The 16,368-nt window shown below is 46.6% G+C and carries 12 protein-coding genes; 2 read left to right on the forward strand and 10 right to left on the reverse strand.

Annotated features, from left to right (window positions below):
• On the forward strand, positions 1-3,511 hold a 3,511-nt coding region (locus tag ACQY26_RS03555; RefSeq protein WP_428047725.1), incomplete at its 5' end, for a S1 family peptidase.
• A 95-nt stretch (positions 3,512-3,606) separates the two neighbouring features.
• Here the strand turns inward: ACQY26_RS03555 and mltG are convergent.
• The 6 genes from mltG to gmk are packed head-to-tail and all read right to left on the reverse strand — an operon-like array spanning position 3,607 to position 9,596.
• Positions 3,607-4,584: an endolytic transglycosylase MltG gene (mltG, locus tag ACQY26_RS03560; protein ID WP_428047726.1), complete on the reverse strand. Its 978-nt coding sequence runs from the start codon at positions 4,582-4,584 to the stop codon at positions 3,607-3,609.
• Between the two features lie 6 nt (positions 4,585-4,590).
• Positions 4,591-5,751: a tyrosine--tRNA ligase gene (gene tyrS / locus ACQY26_RS03565; RefSeq protein ID WP_428047727.1), complete on the reverse strand. Its 1,161-nt coding sequence runs from the start codon at positions 5,749-5,751 to the stop codon at positions 4,591-4,593.
• Between the two features lie 48 nt (positions 5,752-5,799).
• Entirely contained in the window at positions 5,800-7,776 is a 1,977-nt protein-coding gene (priA, locus tag ACQY26_RS03570) for a replication restart helicase PriA (RefSeq protein ID WP_428047728.1), read from the reverse strand.
• A gap of 5 nt (positions 7,777-7,781) precedes the next feature.
• Positions 7,782-8,696 carry a uracil-DNA glycosylase gene (locus ACQY26_RS03575; protein WP_428047729.1) on the reverse strand — a complete coding sequence of 305 codons (915 nt, stop codon included), beginning with the start codon at positions 8,694-8,696 and terminating at the stop codon, positions 7,782-7,784.
• Complete coding sequence (locus ACQY26_RS03580) at positions 8,696-8,989, reverse strand: hypothetical protein (RefSeq protein WP_428047730.1); 294 nt, start codon at positions 8,987-8,989, stop codon at positions 8,696-8,698. The genes ACQY26_RS03575 and ACQY26_RS03580 overlap by 1 nt, the downstream gene beginning before the upstream one ends.
• A gap of 25 nt (positions 8,990-9,014) precedes the next feature.
• On the reverse strand, positions 9,015-9,596 hold the full coding sequence (gene gmk / locus ACQY26_RS03585; protein WP_428047731.1) for a guanylate kinase: 582 nt from the start codon (positions 9,594-9,596) through the stop codon (positions 9,015-9,017).
• 194 nt (positions 9,597-9,790) lie between these two features.
• Here gmk and ACQY26_RS03590 point away from each other — a divergent pair, with 194 nt between their 5' ends.
• Positions 9,791-10,786: a type IV pilin protein gene (locus ACQY26_RS03590; RefSeq protein ID WP_428047732.1), complete on the forward strand. Its 996-nt coding sequence runs from the start codon at positions 9,791-9,793 to the stop codon at positions 10,784-10,786.
• 269 nt (positions 10,787-11,055) lie between these two features.
• Here ACQY26_RS03590 and infB read toward each other — a convergent pair whose 3' ends face one another.
• The 4 genes from infB to ACQY26_RS03610 all read right to left on the reverse strand — a co-directional run.
• Positions 11,056-13,401: a translation initiation factor IF-2 gene (gene infB / locus ACQY26_RS03595; protein WP_428047733.1), complete on the reverse strand. Its 2,346-nt coding sequence runs from the start codon at positions 13,399-13,401 to the stop codon at positions 11,056-11,058.
• A complete protein-coding gene (nusA, locus tag ACQY26_RS03600; protein WP_428047734.1) occupies positions 13,376-14,743 on the reverse strand; it encodes a transcription termination/antitermination protein NusA in 1,368 nt (455 codons plus the stop codon). The genes infB and nusA overlap by 26 nt, the downstream gene beginning before the upstream one ends.
• Before the next feature lie 24 nt (positions 14,744-14,767).
• Positions 14,768-15,226, reverse strand: coding sequence for a ribosome maturation factor RimP (gene rimP, locus ACQY26_RS03605; protein ID WP_428047735.1), 459 nt, complete (start codon positions 15,224-15,226; stop codon positions 14,768-14,770).
• A 99-nt stretch (positions 15,227-15,325) separates the two neighbouring features.
• Positions 15,326-16,368: DUF6056 family protein (locus ACQY26_RS03610; protein ID WP_428047736.1), on the reverse strand; the 1,043-nt coding region annotated here is incomplete at its 5' end.

Raw genomic sequence — 16,368 nt, forward strand, 5'->3', positions numbered from 1 at the left:
CACGATGCCGGGATTTAGCGATTTCTATCTTAATTTGATTAAAAAGACCGGCGCGGAAACCCCGGCCGTGTCTTTGGCAAATCCGTTAAAGAAAGTTTCCGATGTCCGTTCCCGCCTGCTTTCCGCGCCCGTAAGCGTAAGAGATATTTTTAACTCTTCCGTATTCAGGGTGGAAAGCGGATCTCGTTACGGCACGGGCGCATATATAAATTACCGCGGTTTTGACGCCGTTATTACCGCCGGACATGTCCTTTCCGAAGATGCCGGCCCCGCAATATTAATTTCTCCTTCCGGCAAACGCGGCATTGCGGACGTCTTCGCACACAGCGCGCTGGACGGATATGATTTGGCTTTGCTCGTCCCCAGGGAAGCCGACTTCTTAAAGCCGTATACCGCTTTGCAGCTTGCGCGCCGGGCTCCTAAAATAGGAATGCCGCTTTTCAGTGCCGGCTGGCAGGGCAGAATGTTTACCTTTAAGGACCATAAATTACTTTACAACAGATTTTATTTGGAGCACGGCTCCGCCTCTTCGGAAAAGCCTAAAAGCTTCAATCATTCTTTGGGATATTACGCTCTTTCCGGCAGCACCGGCCCGGGCAACAGCGGCGCGCCTTTAATATCGGAAGACGGCGCGCTTTTCGGCCTATCCAACAGTATAGTTCCCAAAAGGGATTTGACTTTGGCCGTAAGATATTCAGTGATAAAGGACTTCATGCGTCAAACTCTTAAAATCAAATTTATGGATCCTTATTTCGATCTTGACGCTTTTATCGCCAGATATCCCGCCCTTGCGGATAATTACGCCCATACAATGCGGCGTTTTGCCGATGTAAGCGGCCCGGCTGCTTGGCAGGCTCAAAAAGCGCATGAAGTAAAACCTATGTCCGAAGGCTGGAAGAATTTTCGTTTTTGGCTCGGGACTAAAATTTTCAGATTAAGCCCCAAATCCGTTTTGAGCGGTCTTTACGCCAAAGGGGCAAGCCATAGGGTTTATATTCCGCTTTCTTATACCGGTGAAACTTTTAATTTAAAGTCTTTGGATCCTTACCGCGTGGAGTTAAAATCCCATGGATCGTATCCTCAGTTTCCTTTTACGAATGTTAAAACTTATTTGCACCGCGGAATGTCTTTAAGCGAAAGCGAGATAACCAATATTATGGAAAACGGCTTGAGAAAAGTCGATATGCCCGATCAAAACCTTGCCATTTTGGCCCCGCAGGTTACGCCGGGAACCAAATTGCAGGCCATTTCTTTCAGCCCTTATGCAATGGTTTCGGCGCAGTATGCTACGAACAGCCTCGGCGCGGAGAAGGGATTCCCGGTAGTGGTGGACGTTACGGGGCTGGGCAAGCATAATACTTTGGTAAATGTCCACGGTATGTTTACCGGCAAAGACGTCCCGCCGGAAAGAATCGCCCGCGTAAGCGCGCTGCTTAATATAGGCGGGGGTGAAAGCTGGGGACAGCTTTTCAAAAGCCCCGACGGCGGATTTACTTTTAAACCTTATAAAACTGACGTATATGTTCCGCCGCACACTAATGCCGCGGTATTCCAAAGAGAAGGCGCCAACCTCGCTTTGAGCGGTTATTCGCCCGCTCCGCGCAATGTTTCGCCGGCTGAAAAGCCCGCTGAATTAAGTGTTTCCGATATAAAACAAATTGATTTGGTGGAAACCGACGACGGGATTCTGCGTTCCGTATGGAGGGCTTCTTCCTCCGACGGCAGGACGATAGGCTACGTCAAATACGGTACGCCCGAGGAATTGCAAAGAGGCATTCAGCTTGACGCAATTATAAAGGAAAATAATCTCCTTAAAAAATATGATTTGCTGGATATTGAATATTCCAGGCCTCTTGCGGCGGATCTTTCCGGGCTGTCGCCGGAACTTCAGGAGGCGTTAAAAAGCGGTATCGCTGGCGTAAGAAAATTAAATCCCCGCTTTTATATGCACGATACTCCTTTTATTATGAGTTCCGTAGATACAAGCGGTTTTACTCAAGCCGGATTAAAAGCGGATGATTTGGCCTTGCTTAACGGCGCCCCGATAACGGATAAAGAATGGCTGCAGGTTGTGGCTTTTTACAAAGATTTAAACACTCTCGGCTTTTATCATACCGATATACGCGGAAATCTTCACTTCCGCCGCACTTCTTCGGGCAAGCTTAAAATAACTTTGCTTGATTATGAACTTTTCGGCGTTTCGGATATGATGGACTTGGAAGATTCCGAAAAGGCTTTGCGCTCTTTGGGCCTTAAAGAAGATGTAAGCACAGCCGTGTATCCCTATAATTTGCATCCCGATAATATCCGCGGCAAATCAGCGGAACCCGCAAATGCGCGCCTGCCCGAGCCGGGGCTGCCGGCCCCGCAAACGGCGGTGGGGCTGAGCGGCAGCAAACTGGATCTTTCCAATCCCGCGCAGTACGGAATTAAATTTGATGACGTTATAAAAATACACGAGGACGAATTGGAAGAGTATTTTGAGCAAGACGGTTATTTGTACCGCGCTATGGCGCTTAACTTGGAAGACGTCCTAAATATCAGCGAGAACGGCCTGCGCGTAAAAGATACAAAGCTCGGCACGAATCTTTGGGACAGAAAAACAAAAATGATGTTTTTCGCAAGTAACGTCAGCGAGCCTATTGTTTACACCTCGCCGAAGCTTTCCGACGGCGGGGAAAATATTTTGCTTCTCGTCAGGGTGAAAGCTTTTAAGCCTGATTTTACAAACCCCAACGGCAGCGTAGCCAAAAAGAGCGATATCCCGGCATCCAGAATAGAAAGTATGGCCGCGTTAATTAAAATAGACGGCAAAGCCCAGTGGGGGGAACTGACTGTAAACGGAAAGACGGTGATATTTAAACCCTATGAGCCTCTGCCGAAGAAGAATAAAAGGGGATATGCTTCTTCTTCCGAAGACGCCGGCAGAACTTTGCCTGTAGCCGGCAGTAAATCTTATACATTGGGCTCTGAAGAAACGGATAAATACGCCGTAAACTTTGAAGCCGCTATGCATGTGCCTTCTGCTCGTTTGGAAAATAACTTCTATGAAGCCGGCCCCTTTTATTACAGAGGTATGGCCCTAACCTTGGAAGAAATCGCCGATATCGCCAAAAACGGAATGCGCGTACGGGATACAAAACCGCAAAGCGCGCTCAGTATGAGCATAGCCGAGCAAAAAGACGTGAGGGCTTTATTCTTTACGGAAGATATTTCTTTGGCTGTTTTATACGCCCAGGGCAATTTGCCCGAAAGCAAAACAAAAGTGCCGGTAGTGTTTAAAGTAAATCGTTTTGAGGGGGATTATGTAGTAAAAGAAGTAAGGAATACGGCCCGCTCAACTGATTTGCCCGCTTCGGAAATTGTCGGTGTTTCCGCCATGCTGAATATTGAAGGCCGCCCCCGGTGGGGCAGCGTTGAAGTAAAAGACGGCAAGATACTGTTTACGCCTTATCCCGTTCCCCTGCCTTACGGCAAAGGGGGATCTTCTTCCCGCGTTATCAGCATTTAGATTGCTTTTAATTTCTGACGTTTTGTTTTATTAAAAATACCCCCCCGGGTAAAAGCCCTGGGGGGTATTTTTTCGGCCGGTAAATTCTTAAGTGTCTATTTCTTTTTTCTTACCGCTCTTATGCTTTGCAAATGCTGATGATAGTTCTTGCTGAAAATGTGCCCGCCCGTTTCATTATCCGCAACAAAATACAAAGCTTCAAAATCCGGCTCCGGGTTTAAAACGGCCTTAACGGAATTGACGCTCGGGCTGGCTATCGGCCCGGGCGGTATGCCGTTATAGCGGTAAGTGTTGTAAGGGGAATCCACCCTTAAATCTTTAAGAGTAAGGCCCTTTTTCCAGTGGCGTCCCTCTTGCGCATTGTAGCCCAAAGCGTATTGAACGGTAGGGTCGGCCTCCAGCTTTTTGCCTATTTTGACGCGGTTTAAATACACCGCGGCTATTTTCGGCCTTTCCGCATCTATGACGGCTTCCCTTTCCACTATTGAGGCTATTGTAAGGATTTCTTTCTCCGTAAGCTTGCCTTGGTACTTAGCCGTAAGCGGGCGGATATTCTTTTCATATTCGGCCAGCATTAAAGCTATGACCTCGCTTGGATTCATATCCTTGGGCAGCATATAAGTGGAGGGGAATAAAAATCCCTCATAGCCGCCCTCTTTCGCCGCATTTATAAAAGCGTATTTATCTTTTATAATTTCGTTCTTTTCCAATTCTTCGGCGATTTCCTCTATGCGCCAGCCTTCAAGAATTTTAACTTTAAAATCCTTTGTGCCCGAATCGTTTATAAGCCGCCAAATAACTTTACTTGCCGGCATATTTTTCTTTAGAGTAAAAACGCCGCTTCTCAGCATAGGCGCGGCCCCGCTGAATTTAAGACATATCTTAAACCAAAGCGTGCTTTTAATTACGCCTTCGTCTTTAAGCAGCTGCGCTATTTTGCCCGCGCTGACGCCGGGGGGGATTGTAACTTCCGTTTCCGCGCCTTCCGTGTTAAAGTATTTATACGCGCCGAAGGAAAGCGGCAACGCCGCGATAATAATCAAAGCAAATAAAATCAGAAAAATTTTTTTCATTAATTCCTATTTAACAAGCTTTATAAAATGTCTTTTGCCGGCTTGCAAAACGCAGTCTTTATCCAAGACGACAGCCTCGTCGCGAGCGGCTTTTTCGCCGTTTATTTTAACCGCGCCTTGGTCTATCAGGCGTCTGGCTTCGTTTTTGCTTTTTGCTATGCCGGCTTCGATAAGTACGGCCGATATCAATTTGCCTTCGGCGTTTTTAAATTCCGGCATATCGTCCGGGTTTTCCTTTTTGGAGAAAACCTTTTCAAAATGCTCCAGCCCGGCTTTGGCGCCTTCTTCCCCGTGGAAACGGGTTACCAGTATCTTAGCCAAATCTTTTTTTGCCTGCATAGGGTGCTTTTGTTTTACTTCGTCCAAGTTTTCTATGGTCAGAAGTTCATAATACTGCATCATAAGTTCGTCGGAAACAGACATTATTTTGCCGAACATATCTTCCGGCGTATCGTTAAGGCCTATGTAATTGCCGTATGATTTGGACATTTTCTTTACGCCGTCGGTTCCGACCAAGAGCGGCATCGTCATAACGACTTGCGGCTCCTGCCCGTTGTTTTTCTGAAGCTGCCTTCCCACAAGCAGGTTAAAAATCTGGTCCGTCCCGCCGAGTTCCACGTCCGCTTTTAAAGCGACGCTGTCCTGCCCTTGGAAAAGGCTGTACATAACTTCAAGCACGCTTATGGGATTGCCGGCTTTCATTCTCTTTTTAAAATCGTCCCTTTCCAGCACTTGCGCCATGGTTACTTTGGAAAGCGTAGCCAAAATTTCTTTGGTGGTAATGAAAGGATCAAGCCATTCGCTGTTAAAGCGGACTATTGTTTTAGCCGGATCAAGCACTTTGAAAGCCTGGTCCGTATAAGTTTTGGCGTTTTTCAAAATTTGTTCTCTGCTGAGCATGGGGCGTGTGCTGTCGCGGCCGGAAGGATCGCCGACTCCGGCGGTAAAATCGCCTATGACCAATACGGCGGTATGCCCCAAATCCTGAAAGGTTCTCAGTTTGTTTAAAACCACGCTGTGCCCAAAGTGTAAATCTGAACTTGTGGGATCGCAGCCCAATTTTACTATAAGCTTTTTGCCGCTTGTAAGCTTCTTTTCAAGCTCGGCCTCGCTGACTAAATCTATGGTGCCTCTTTTTAAAAGTTTTAACGCCTCTTTGACTTCCATATGAAAACTCCCGCATTTAACTTAAATATAATATATTCTATCATTTTACTAAATGAAATTATAAGGATCGGCCAATACTTTAAGCTGTATCTTTTTAGGCGGCTTGTTATTTAACAAAGTGTTTAAAAAACCTTTAAGCATATCGTCGTCCGCGCTTTTGATAAGATAATACTGCCGGCATAATTCTTTGGACTGCGCTCCGCATTTAACGGGGCCTTCTATATCCATGAACGCGCCGTAAGCTTCGCGCAGGGCTTTGGCCGTCATATCGCCGTAAGCGTTTAAGTCTTTTTCGTTGTTTGCGCTTATCAGCAGTTTGACGAGTTTCGTATAAGGCGGAAAGGCGAAGTCCCGTCGGAACTGAGCCTCCGCCTGTGCAAATTCAAGATATTTGTTATCTTTTAGCAGATTGAAATCAAATAAATCGCTTTTTGAAGTTTGTATAAACAATTTTGCGTTTTTATATCTGTTAAGGCGGCTTTTAAGCGCGAATAAAGTCTGCGCGAAACGCTCCGCCGCGCGGAAATCGGCGGCATTTAATTCCGTGTCGGCGTCCAGCAAAGCCGCAAGATTGATTTTCCCTCCGCCGAGCCCGGCGTTAAGCGCAAGATTCGTGCCGACTATTATATCCGCCTGTCCGTCTTTTAACGCTTCTTCAACAAAATGTCCTTCCGACTTTTTTGTATTTAACGTTTGGGAATCAAGCCTGTAAACGCGCGCCTGGGGGAAAAGCTTGTAAATTTCCTCCGCCGCGGCTTGAGTGCCTCCCCCGTGTGAACGGAAAATTTCGTTCTTGCATACCGGGCATACTTGCTGCAGAGTTTCTTTATGTCCGCATTTGCGGCAGATAAGGTAATCTTCTTTAAGCGTTTTTACTCTGCTTAAAAAAGCTCCGCACTTTTTGCATTTTGCGTAAGCTCCGCAATTGAGGCAGGCGTAAATCCCGCTGTAACCTAGGCGGTTTAAAATCACAAGGCTTTGCCCGCCTCTAAGCATATTTTGATGCAAGGCTTCGGCCAAAACGTCGGAAATTAATTTCGACTTTTTCCCGTTTTTCGGCGCGATTATAACTTCCGTATTGTTAGTGAAAGCCGGCAAAGGCTTTGTAAAAAGGGAGGCCTTCAGCGCACCGTCTTCTTTAAGTTTAAGCGTTTCCAAAGAAGGCGTCGCGCTTACCATAATCACTTTTCCGCCGGTAAGCTTCGCCCTTTCCACGGCCACTTCCCTGGCGTGGTAATAAGGCTTGGCGTCTTCCTGTTTAAAGTCTTTGCTTTCTTCGCGGAAGATAATCGTAAGTTTAAGGTTTTTAAACGGCAAAAGGCAGGCCGAGCGCGTGCCTACCGTAAGGCATGGCTTGCCCAAAAGCATTTCCGCGGCGGCGGGTTTCCTGCGGCTTAAAAGCACTTTGCTGTGCCAAAGATGTATATGCTCCGCGCCGAATTTTTTATTTATTACCTCAATCAAATTGGCAGAGCTTATTACGTCCGGCACCAAAACAAGAACCTGTCCGCCGTCGTTTAAAACGTCATAAGCCAAAGAGAGCGCGGCTTCCGTCTTGCCGGAAAGATTGGCCCCGTAAAAAAGATTTATTTGATTTTCGCGGGCGTTTTTTAAAGCGTTTTTTTGTTCCGGCGTATATTCCCCGGCTGGGTAGAAAAAGGGTAAATCGGCAGGGGCCGGTTCCTTGTAGGAATCCAGCATTTTCTGGTTGAATATCGACGGTATCAAAACGCCCAGAGTTTCGCCCAAAGTGTTGGCGTAGTTCTGTTCTATAAACTTTGCGAGGGGGAAAAGCTCCGGCCCGTAAAAAGGGCGTTTGTCCTCTATGGCGATAATCTTTTTCAATTTGACTGTCGGCGGCAATTTGGGCGTGGTGTTTAAAGCGGTTATGTAACCCGTCTGCACGGCTTTGCCGAAAGGAACCTTAACCCTGAGGCCCAAAGCGGCGCAATCTTCCAATTCCGACGGCAGAATATAATCAAAAGCCATATTTAAAGCCACGGGAATGCAGACGGATATATTCATAAAGTTTATTTTGAAGCCGGCTTTCTGCCCATATCGGCCAAAAGCACTTTAAGGTTTTCCCAGGCGTCTTTTTTCCAGCCGGGGTTCCTGAGGAGAGCCGCGGGGTGGAAAGTCGCCAGGATTTTTACCGGCTTATCCAATGTTACGCAGGATAGCTTCAAATCGAAAATTTTGCCTCTTACCGAACCGAAAGGCTGAACTTCGCTTATCAAAGTTTTCGCCGCGACGCCGCCCAAAGCCACTACGTAATCGGGTGAAATTGTTTTGATTTGCTGTTCAAGATATCTTCTGCAGACGGCTATTTCGTCGGATTTCGGTGCGCGGTCGTTGGAGCGTTTATCCGGGTTTGAAGGATCCACCATAGGGTGGCATTTTACGATATTGGCTATAAAAACTTCTTCCCTGCTAAAGCCCATAGCCGCTATGATTTTATCAAGGAGCTGGCCCGCTCTGCCCACAAAAGGCCTGCCCTGCCTGTCTTCTTCATAACCGGGGCCTTCGCCGACAAACATTATTTTTGCATTGATATTGCCTTCGCCCGGAACGGCTTTTATGCGCGTTTTGCCCAGGTCGCATCTTTGGCAGTTTTTTATCATGTCGGCTATATAGGCGATTTCCGCGGCTTTGTCAGCTGGAGCGTTTGAAATTTGCGTTTCGGTTTTTTGGGTGTTTTGTGTCATAATCTCGGCGGATTTTTCCTGTTCTTTTGCCGGTATCGGCGCGGTTTGCGCGGCGGAAGCGGTTTCCCGGCGCAAAACTTCGCCGGCGTTTTTATCCGCCGTTTCATTTGCGCGTGTCTTCATGGAATTAAAAGCAGCCTTTTCTTGGTTTAAGGCTGCTTTTAAAATTATTTCGTCCTCCTCCGCGTTTAAGAGGAAAGCTTTAAGCCCTTGGGCTATTTCTTTAAGCTCTTGAGTCATTATAATTTAAGGGGTTCTTTGGCTTTTCTTTCGGCCTCTTTGCGGGCTTCTTCTTCTTCGCGTTTCTGCTGGGCCAAAGCGTCGGTGGAGCCTTGCAGAACCATCTCTTTGGTGACTTTGCCCGTAAGAATGTCGTCCAAAGCTACTTTAATTACCGTGGCGTCGGGCTGATTTTTGTATTCGCCTTTTTTCTTAAGCACTTTCGCCCACATGGAAGCCAAAACCACCATGTTGTATTTGTCGCCGTTAAAGTCAACCAATTTATTTTCAACGTCATTGTCTTGTTTAGCCATTTTCTTCTCCTGCGCTTTTGTCTTATTAAAATTTTTTTTGTCTTTTCACTTTCAGTCTTTCGGCTTGTATTATCGCGCGGCAATCCGCGACGGCTTGTTCAAACACGTTGTTGATTACCAAATAATCGTAATTTTTTATGCATTTAAGTTCTTTTTTCGCGCTTTCCAAACGGGCTTTGACGTCCGTGGTGCCGTCGTTGCGGGCGGCTATTCTTTTTTTAAGTTCGGCAAAGCTCGGCGGCGTTATAAAAATGGAAACCGCGTTTTTATAAATTTTCTTTACGGTTTTCGCGCCCTGTACGTCTATTACCAAAACCGGGTGTTTGCCGCGTTTTATAAGCTTGTCCAAAGAACTTTTCGGTATGCCGTAATAATTTACGTGTACCTTGGCCCATTCGGCCATTTCGTCTTTTTTTACGGCGTTTTCAAATTGCTTTTCGGACCAAAAGTGATAATCCTTCCCGTTCTTTTCGCCCTTCCGAGGCGCTCTGGTGGTAGCAGTTATCACGCGCGAGAGTTTGCCGTCCTCCAAAAGACGGCTGACTATTGAGGTTTTACCTCCGCCTGACGGCGCTGAAATTATTATGGGGAAGCATTCCATATACATTATTTATTTTATTAAATTAGTTTCATTTTAACAAGTTAAAAAACGGCGGCGCGGCGGTTTTATGCGGCGTTTTTGCGAAAATCAAAAATCCGCTTGCATTGACGAATTAATTTTTTTATACTGATTTAAGAAATATTGCATAAGTATTATATTTCGGATATACTTATAGAAAGACCCGGGTGGAGGAAAAGCGTATGCTTAGGAAAAAAGAAAAGTCCTTAAAGGGCAGAAAGGGTTTCACTTTGATGGAGGTACTGGTAACGGTAATCATCGTCGGCGTACTTGCCGCGATAGCCTATCCGGTATTCAGCAAATCTATCGCCAAGGCCAGAGCGACCGAGGCCGTGAATTTGCTTGAAATCGTCAGGAGCAAACAAATAAAGAATTTTGCATCTAGGCAGACGTATGTAACTGATATAAGCCAGCTCGGCAAGTTGACGAATAACAAAGAAACCGCAAACAGCAGTTATGTCGTCGTAAACGATAAGTACTATGTGGCTTTGGACGGAACAAATGCCTGTGCCAGAGTAGAGTATAGAAAGCCGGGCAGCGATAACGCTATATTTACTTTCTCAACCGGTTATGAAACCGCGGGCCTCGGCTGCGATGGCAATGTCTGCACGAGCTTCGGCGATATTATAGGTACGGCCGATGAAGTTTGCGATGTCGAAATTCCTACCGAAGAGCCCGAGCCGGATCCTTGCCCGAGCGGATGCTCCGGCCCCCAACCGACTTGCGGCGGAGGCACCGAAGGCAGCTATACCTGCAATATGACCACCTGCACGTGGGAAGGTTCCTGTAACCCCATTCCCGGCTGGTGCGACGGCCAAACGAGAGCCTGCAGCAGCAGCGCGGGTACCGACTGTCACCAAACCTGCTCCGGCACGACTTGGGGTGACTGCGAATGTGGCACGGTTTACAGCTGCACTCCCGGCGCGGCGGGTTCTTTCCAAAGCTGTAAAGGCACCTGCAAATCCGACGGCAGCGGTTATGAATGCACAGGGGATACTGACACCCATTACTGCTCCGACAAAAATACATGCTTAGCCTTTAACAAAACTTGTGACGACGGCCAGGAACAGAAACAAACCTGTGATGACGGCACCACTGTCCTTACCAGGACTTGGAGCTGGAGAAATCCCAACGGCTGGAGCTGTGAATTTGACACCGCCGCTTGCAAGTGCGAATAATTAAGTTTTACAGATGATAAAGCCCCGGCTTAGCCGGGGCTTTTTTTATGATAAGAACATAATGCCCCAGGCTTCAGCCTGTGGGCTTATGGATATTTAATGGTATTACAGGCGTATTGGCGGGGGAAAACAAGCCCGCCGAATGAACTATCCGGGGCGCGTAAAACAATAATAAAACAAATAAATATCCACCGGCATAGCCGGGGACAGAATATACAAAAATCCCCGGTTTTAAACCGGGGATTTTCAGAGTTAAACGATATCGCAAATTATATTTTGCTTATTCTTCTTGTAATCGTTTTCTTTTGTATGCACTCAATGGTGTCGCCGGGTTTTGTTTGGCGGAAACCGTCTATGGATATACCGCATTCATAACCCTTCTCGACCTCTTTAACGTCGTCTTTGAAACGTTTTAAGCCCGATATCTTGCCTTTGTATATCTGTTCGCCTCCGCGCAGTACGCGCACTTCATAGCCGCGCACCACTTTGCCTTCTTCGATATACGAACCGGCGACAAAGCCGGAGCTTAAATCAAAGGTTTGGCGGACTGTGGCAAGGCCGACTCTTTCTTCCACTATTTCGGGTTCAAGTAAACCTTCCATAGCGGCGCGCAAGTCCTCAAGAAGTTCAAAGATAATATTGTATTTGCGTATTTCAATGCCTTCTTTTTCGGCTTCTTCGGCGGCTTTGCTGTCGCTGTCAACGTTAAAGGCTATTACGACGGCGTTGCTGGCTTTTGCCAGAAGTATATCAGATTCATTGACATTGCCCGCGCCGGAGTGTATGATTTTAACCTGCACTTCTTCCGTCGGTGTTCTTAAAATGGCGTCTTTTATGGCTTCTATGGAGCCGTGTACGTCCGCTTTTAAGATTATTGCCAGCTCTTTGACGTTCTTGCCTTCAATATCGCTCTTTAAGCTGCTTAAGGAAACATGCTTTTGATGAGCGAGTTTTTCTTCCTTATGGGCAAGTTTGCGTTTTTCGGCGATGTGTTTGGCTTCCTTTTCGCTTTCGGTTACAAAAAGCGTATCGCCGACGGCCGGGGGCTCGCCGTTAATACCCAAGACTTCCGCCGGTACGGCAGGGCCCGCGCTGGGCAGCCTTTTGCCGTGTTCGTCTATCAAAGCCCTTATTTTGCCGTAGTTGGTGCCGACTATAAACGGATCGCCGACCCTCATTGTGCCTTTCTGAACCAACACCGTGGCTACGACGCCGCGTTTATTGTCGCGTTTGCTTTCCAATATTACGCCGACGCCCCTTCTGTCCGGGTTGGCTTTAAGTTCCATTATTTCGGCCTGAAGGCTTATCATTTCCAAAAGTTTGTCGATGTTAATCCTCTTTTTGGCCGATATTTCGACGTAGATTGTATTACCCTGCCATTCTTCCGGGATTAAACCGCGGTTGGCGAGTTCCTGTTTAACTTTATCGGGATTTGCGCCGGGTAAATCTATTTTGTTTACCGCCACAATTATCGGCGCGCCGGCCGATTGTGCGTGGTTTATAGCTTCTATGGTTTGCGGCATTATGCCGTCGGTCGCGGAAACCACCAATACGACTATGTCCGTGGCTTGCGCTCCCCTTGCCCTCATGGCCGTGAAAGCTTCGTGGCCCGGGGTATCCAAGAAGGAAATATAACCTTTTGGCGTTTTAACCCTGTATGCGCCTATGTGCTGGGTTATCGCGCCGAACTCTCCGGCCACTACGTTGGAATGGCGGATTGCGTCCAAAAGGCTGGTCTTACCGTGGTCGACGTGCCCCATAATGGTTACGACCGGGGCTCTGGGTTTTAAATGAGCGGGATCTTCCTGTTCGTGATCTTCCGCGGCGATTTTGTCTTCGGCAAATTCGTGCGTGATTTCCGCCTTAAAACCGCATTCGGCCACAACAAGCTCAATCATATCCTGCTCAAGCCTTTGGTTGATTGTGGCGAAAATCCCCATGCCCATAAGCTTTTTAATAAAGTCGTTTATTTTGATGTCCATCTTTTCGGCAAGCTCTTTAATTGTGGGCTGGCCTAAGATTTTTATAACTTTCTCATTGCTTTGCGCCGGCGCGGCGGGTTTCTGCTCTTCCCTTTTGTGCTCATGCCTGTTTTGCTGCTGGGGCTGAGCCGGTTTGGGCTGAGGTTTAAACTCGCGCTTTACTTCGGCTTTGGGCTCGGAGGGTTTAAACTCCTGTTTATGCTCCGGCTTGGCTTCCGCTTTTACTGCGGGAGCCGGCTGGGGTTTTGCTTCCGGCTGAACGGCGGCTTTCGGTTCTTCTTTAACGGGCGCGGGCTCTTCCTTATGGACGGGGGCCGGCGCTTTTTCCGGCGCGTTTATAACTTCCGCCGGTTTTGTTTGTTCCGCGGTGGCGCTTTGTTCCGCTCCGTGCTGAACCGTATCCAAAATTTCTTTTGCTTCTTCCGCTTTTTTAGCCGTTTTTTTGGCCGCGGGCTTTTTTGCGGCTGTTTTTTTGGCCGCGGGTTTCTTTGCCGTCGTCTTTTTGGCGGCGGGCTTTTTTTCTCCTGCGGCTTTCTTCGCCGTTGTTTTTTTAGGGGCGGCCTTTTTTACGGTTTTCTTTTTCTCGGTTTCTTCCGGGTTTTCGTTATTAGTTGTTTTCTTCGTTGCTGTCATCTGCCGCCTCCTGCTGCTGTGCCAAATATTTCTTGGCGCCTTCTATAATCTTTTCGGCCGTCTTTTCGCCTACGCCCTGCAAAGTGGCAAGGTGTTCCGGCGTTAAAGAGGCTATTTTTTCTATTGAGTTAAAACCGGCTTTTACCATAACTTCCGCTATTTTAGGTCCGATGCCTTCCACGCCGGAAAGGGTTTCCTGGATAAGCTGGGCGGCCTCAAGGCCTTCCTGGTTCTTCTGGGATTCGCTCTTTACTTCAAGTTCCCAGCCGCAAACTTTGGAGGCCAGCTTTATATTCTGCCAGTCTTTGCCAATTGCTATGGCGAGCTGGTCATCCGGGACGATTACCAAAGCCTGTTTCTTTTCCATGCTGATTATCCTTACGGAAAGGACTTTCGCCGGGGAAAGAGAGTTTACTATATTGCTGACGGAATCGTCGCTGTAATTGATGAGATCGATTTTCTCGCCGGAAAGTTCATTGGTTACGGCTCTTATTCTTATGCCTCTCATGCCGACGCAGGTGCCGATAGGGTCGATTTTATTATCATTGCTTTTTACTACGACTTTCGCCCTGAAGCCCGGATCTCTGACTATGGCTTTTGTTTCAATAATGCCGTCGGAAAGCTCGGGGATTTCAACTTTCATGAGTTCTTTCAAAAATTCGGGGGAAGTTCTGGAAAGAATAATGTATGGCCCTCTCTGTCCTTTGTCCATTTTGTAAGCGGCGGATTTGTATTTGCCGAGGACGGGATTGTCTTTAACGTCCAGGAAATCGTTTTGGCTGAGTACTTTCGTGATAATGGCTTTAACTCTGCCGCCGTGCGCGAAGCGTTCTTTTTTGATTTGTTCGCAGTAAGGCAAAATGGCTTCGGCTTTGCCGAGGTCAACTATAATATCCCTGTCGGAAAATCTCCTTACCAAACCGGTTACGACTTCGCCTTCCCTGGGCTTGAACTCTTTGTAAAGATTGTCGCGTTCAATGCCTCTTACCTTTTGGATAAGAACTTGTTTGGCTATCTGCGCGGCTATGCGGGAGAAATCCTCAACGTTAAGCGTGTTTACCACGTCTTCGCCTATTTTGGCGGCCGGGTCTATGGCTTTTGCGTCTTCGAGGGAAATTTCCATTTCCGGGTTGGTTACTTCTTCCACGACGTTCAAAGTCTGATAAGCGGTTATGCTGCCTTCGTCGGTGTCGATTTTGGCGGAAAGTACGGCGGTTTTGCCGAGGTGCTTTCTTAATGCGGAGATAAGGGCGTCTTCAATGGTTTTTAAAGTGTCTTCCCTTTTGATGTTTTTTTCTCTCTCTAAGCTTTCTAAAGCTAAAAGTAAATCCTTGCTTTGCATTTTGTGATTTCTCCTGTTAATAAATTAAAATTCCGTTACCGGGTCAAGATTGGCTTTTTTTAAAGCGTCGTATTTAAAAGTGAACTTCGTCGTGCCGTCATCAAGGACAAAGCCTTCGTCGTCGGCCGAATCTATAAGGCCGGTAAAGCAGGCTCTTTTTTCTATCGGTTCTTTGGTGTAGATTTTTGCCCTTTCGCCGACAAATCTTTTAAAATGTTCGGGTTTCTTCAGCACTCTTTTTATGCCGGGTGAAGAAACTTCCAGAATATATGCGCCGTCGATAAGATTTTCCATTGTTAAAACGGCGTCTATTTTATTGGAAAGAACTTCGCAATCGTTAAGATTGATTCCGCCTTCTTTGTCCACGAAAAACTGCAAAAGTTTTTTGCTTCCGTGGGCTTGAATGATAAGGTCGATAAGTTCGTATCCCTGCGTGCTTAAGGCTTGGGCTACGGCTTCTTCTATATAATTTTTATTTTTCATAAATTCTTCCTCTAAAACAAAAGCGACTTGCTGAAACAAGTCGCTTAAGTCATCTTTAAGATATTTTTATTATAGCATAAATAATCGCATAAGGCAAAATTACATTATATAACTGCCGGGGGAAAGCTCCTCCCCGCTGATAAATTTCCTTTTATAATAATTTTCCGCGGCCGAGTGTTTTCCGCCCATGGCGTCTATAAAATCTATCGTTAAATTTTTGCTTGGGCCCGGTAATATTTTATATTTTGGCAAATAAATGCAAAACAGCCTTTTGTCTTTTAGAGTTTGCGCTAATATGCTGTTTCTGGCTTGGCCTTGGCGGTAAAGATTGAAATACGGTTTTGCAAAAGAGGGGAAAATCGCCGCGGAATAAACAAAAATACCGGCTGCGACAAAAGGCATAAGGTTAAATTTATAAATATCCTTAACGTATTTTGTAAAAAAGAACAGGGCGGAGATAGTAAACAGAGAAGCCGAGTAAAATGCCCTGTGCGGGCGTATAGCTATCGGGAAAAGCGCCAAAGCCAAAACCAAGCTTATAAAACAGCTTAAAGCGAAGAAAATAAAATTATCGTTTTTTATGCTTTCCTTAAACTTGTCAATTAAACCCAGCAGTCCGCAAAGGCTTAATACTGGCAGAATATATAAAGAGGAGGCCATGAATAAATCCATATTAGCCAGATGGTTGTACAATTTTAAACTTAAAGGTCTGGCGTTTAGGGCCACGCGGATAAAATCCATATTGCTTCTTTTATAATAAACCGGAGAAGAGAACATTATAATCAGCCCCAGCGCAATGCCGGCCCAAACGCTTAAAATCCATTTCGGTATGGGCCTTTTAAGTGCTAAAGCCGAAAAGCCGTACAACGCGCACAGGCAGAACATCATAGGGGCGGAATTTTCATTATTCATGCCCAGTATCACGCCGATTAAAAACGCTGCGGCGGCTGTATATTTGTTGTAAGGTATAAAATCAGGCTCAAACCAGCTTTTTCTTAACAAAGCGCAGAAGCAGATGAACATTAGCCCCAAAAAAAGATAATTGGCCGCGCCGGAAAGCCAGAATATTGTTTGGTCTGGCTGGGCCGCCAAAAACACGCACATTAAAGCCAAGGCTGATATCTCGGGAAAATCTTTTAAAG

This window comes from Candidatus Proelusimicrobium excrementi (assembly GCF_937881865.1).
GTDB classification, from domain to species: Bacteria; Elusimicrobiota; Elusimicrobia; order Elusimicrobiales; family Elusimicrobiaceae; genus Proelusimicrobium; species Proelusimicrobium excrementi.

Bases quoted from the DNA above. Each gene is read 5' to 3' on its own strand.
- mltG (WP_428047726.1), bottom strand. From the start codon at position 4,584: ATGAAAAAAATTTTTCTGATTTTATTTGCTTTGATTATTATCGCGGCG.
- tyrS (WP_428047727.1), bottom strand. From the start codon at position 5,751: ATGGAAGTCAAAGAGGCGTTAAAACTTTTAAAAAGAGGCACCATAGAT.
- priA (WP_428047728.1), bottom strand. From the start codon at position 7,776: ATGAATATATCCGTCTGCATTCCCGTGGCTTTAAATATGGCTTTTGAT.
- ACQY26_RS03575 (WP_428047729.1), bottom strand. From the start codon at position 8,696: ATGACTCAAGAGCTTAAAGAAATAGCCCAAGGGCTTAAAGCTTTCCTC.
- ACQY26_RS03580 (WP_428047730.1), bottom strand. From the start codon at position 8,989: ATGGCTAAACAAGACAATGACGTTGAAAATAAATTGGTTGACTTTAAC.
- gmk (WP_428047731.1), bottom strand. From the start codon at position 9,596: ATGTATATGGAATGCTTCCCCATAATAATTTCAGCGCCGTCAGGCGGA.
- ACQY26_RS03590 (WP_428047732.1), top strand. From the start codon at position 9,791: ATGCTTAGGAAAAAAGAAAAGTCCTTAAAGGGCAGAAAGGGTTTCACT.
- infB (WP_428047733.1), bottom strand. From the start codon at position 13,401: ATGACAGCAACGAAGAAAACAACTAATAACGAAAACCCGGAAGAAACC.
- nusA (WP_428047734.1), bottom strand. From the start codon at position 14,743: ATGCAAAGCAAGGATTTACTTTTAGCTTTAGAAAGCTTAGAGAGAGAA.
- rimP (WP_428047735.1), bottom strand. From the start codon at position 15,226: ATGAAAAATAAAAATTATATAGAAGAAGCCGTAGCCCAAGCCTTAAGC.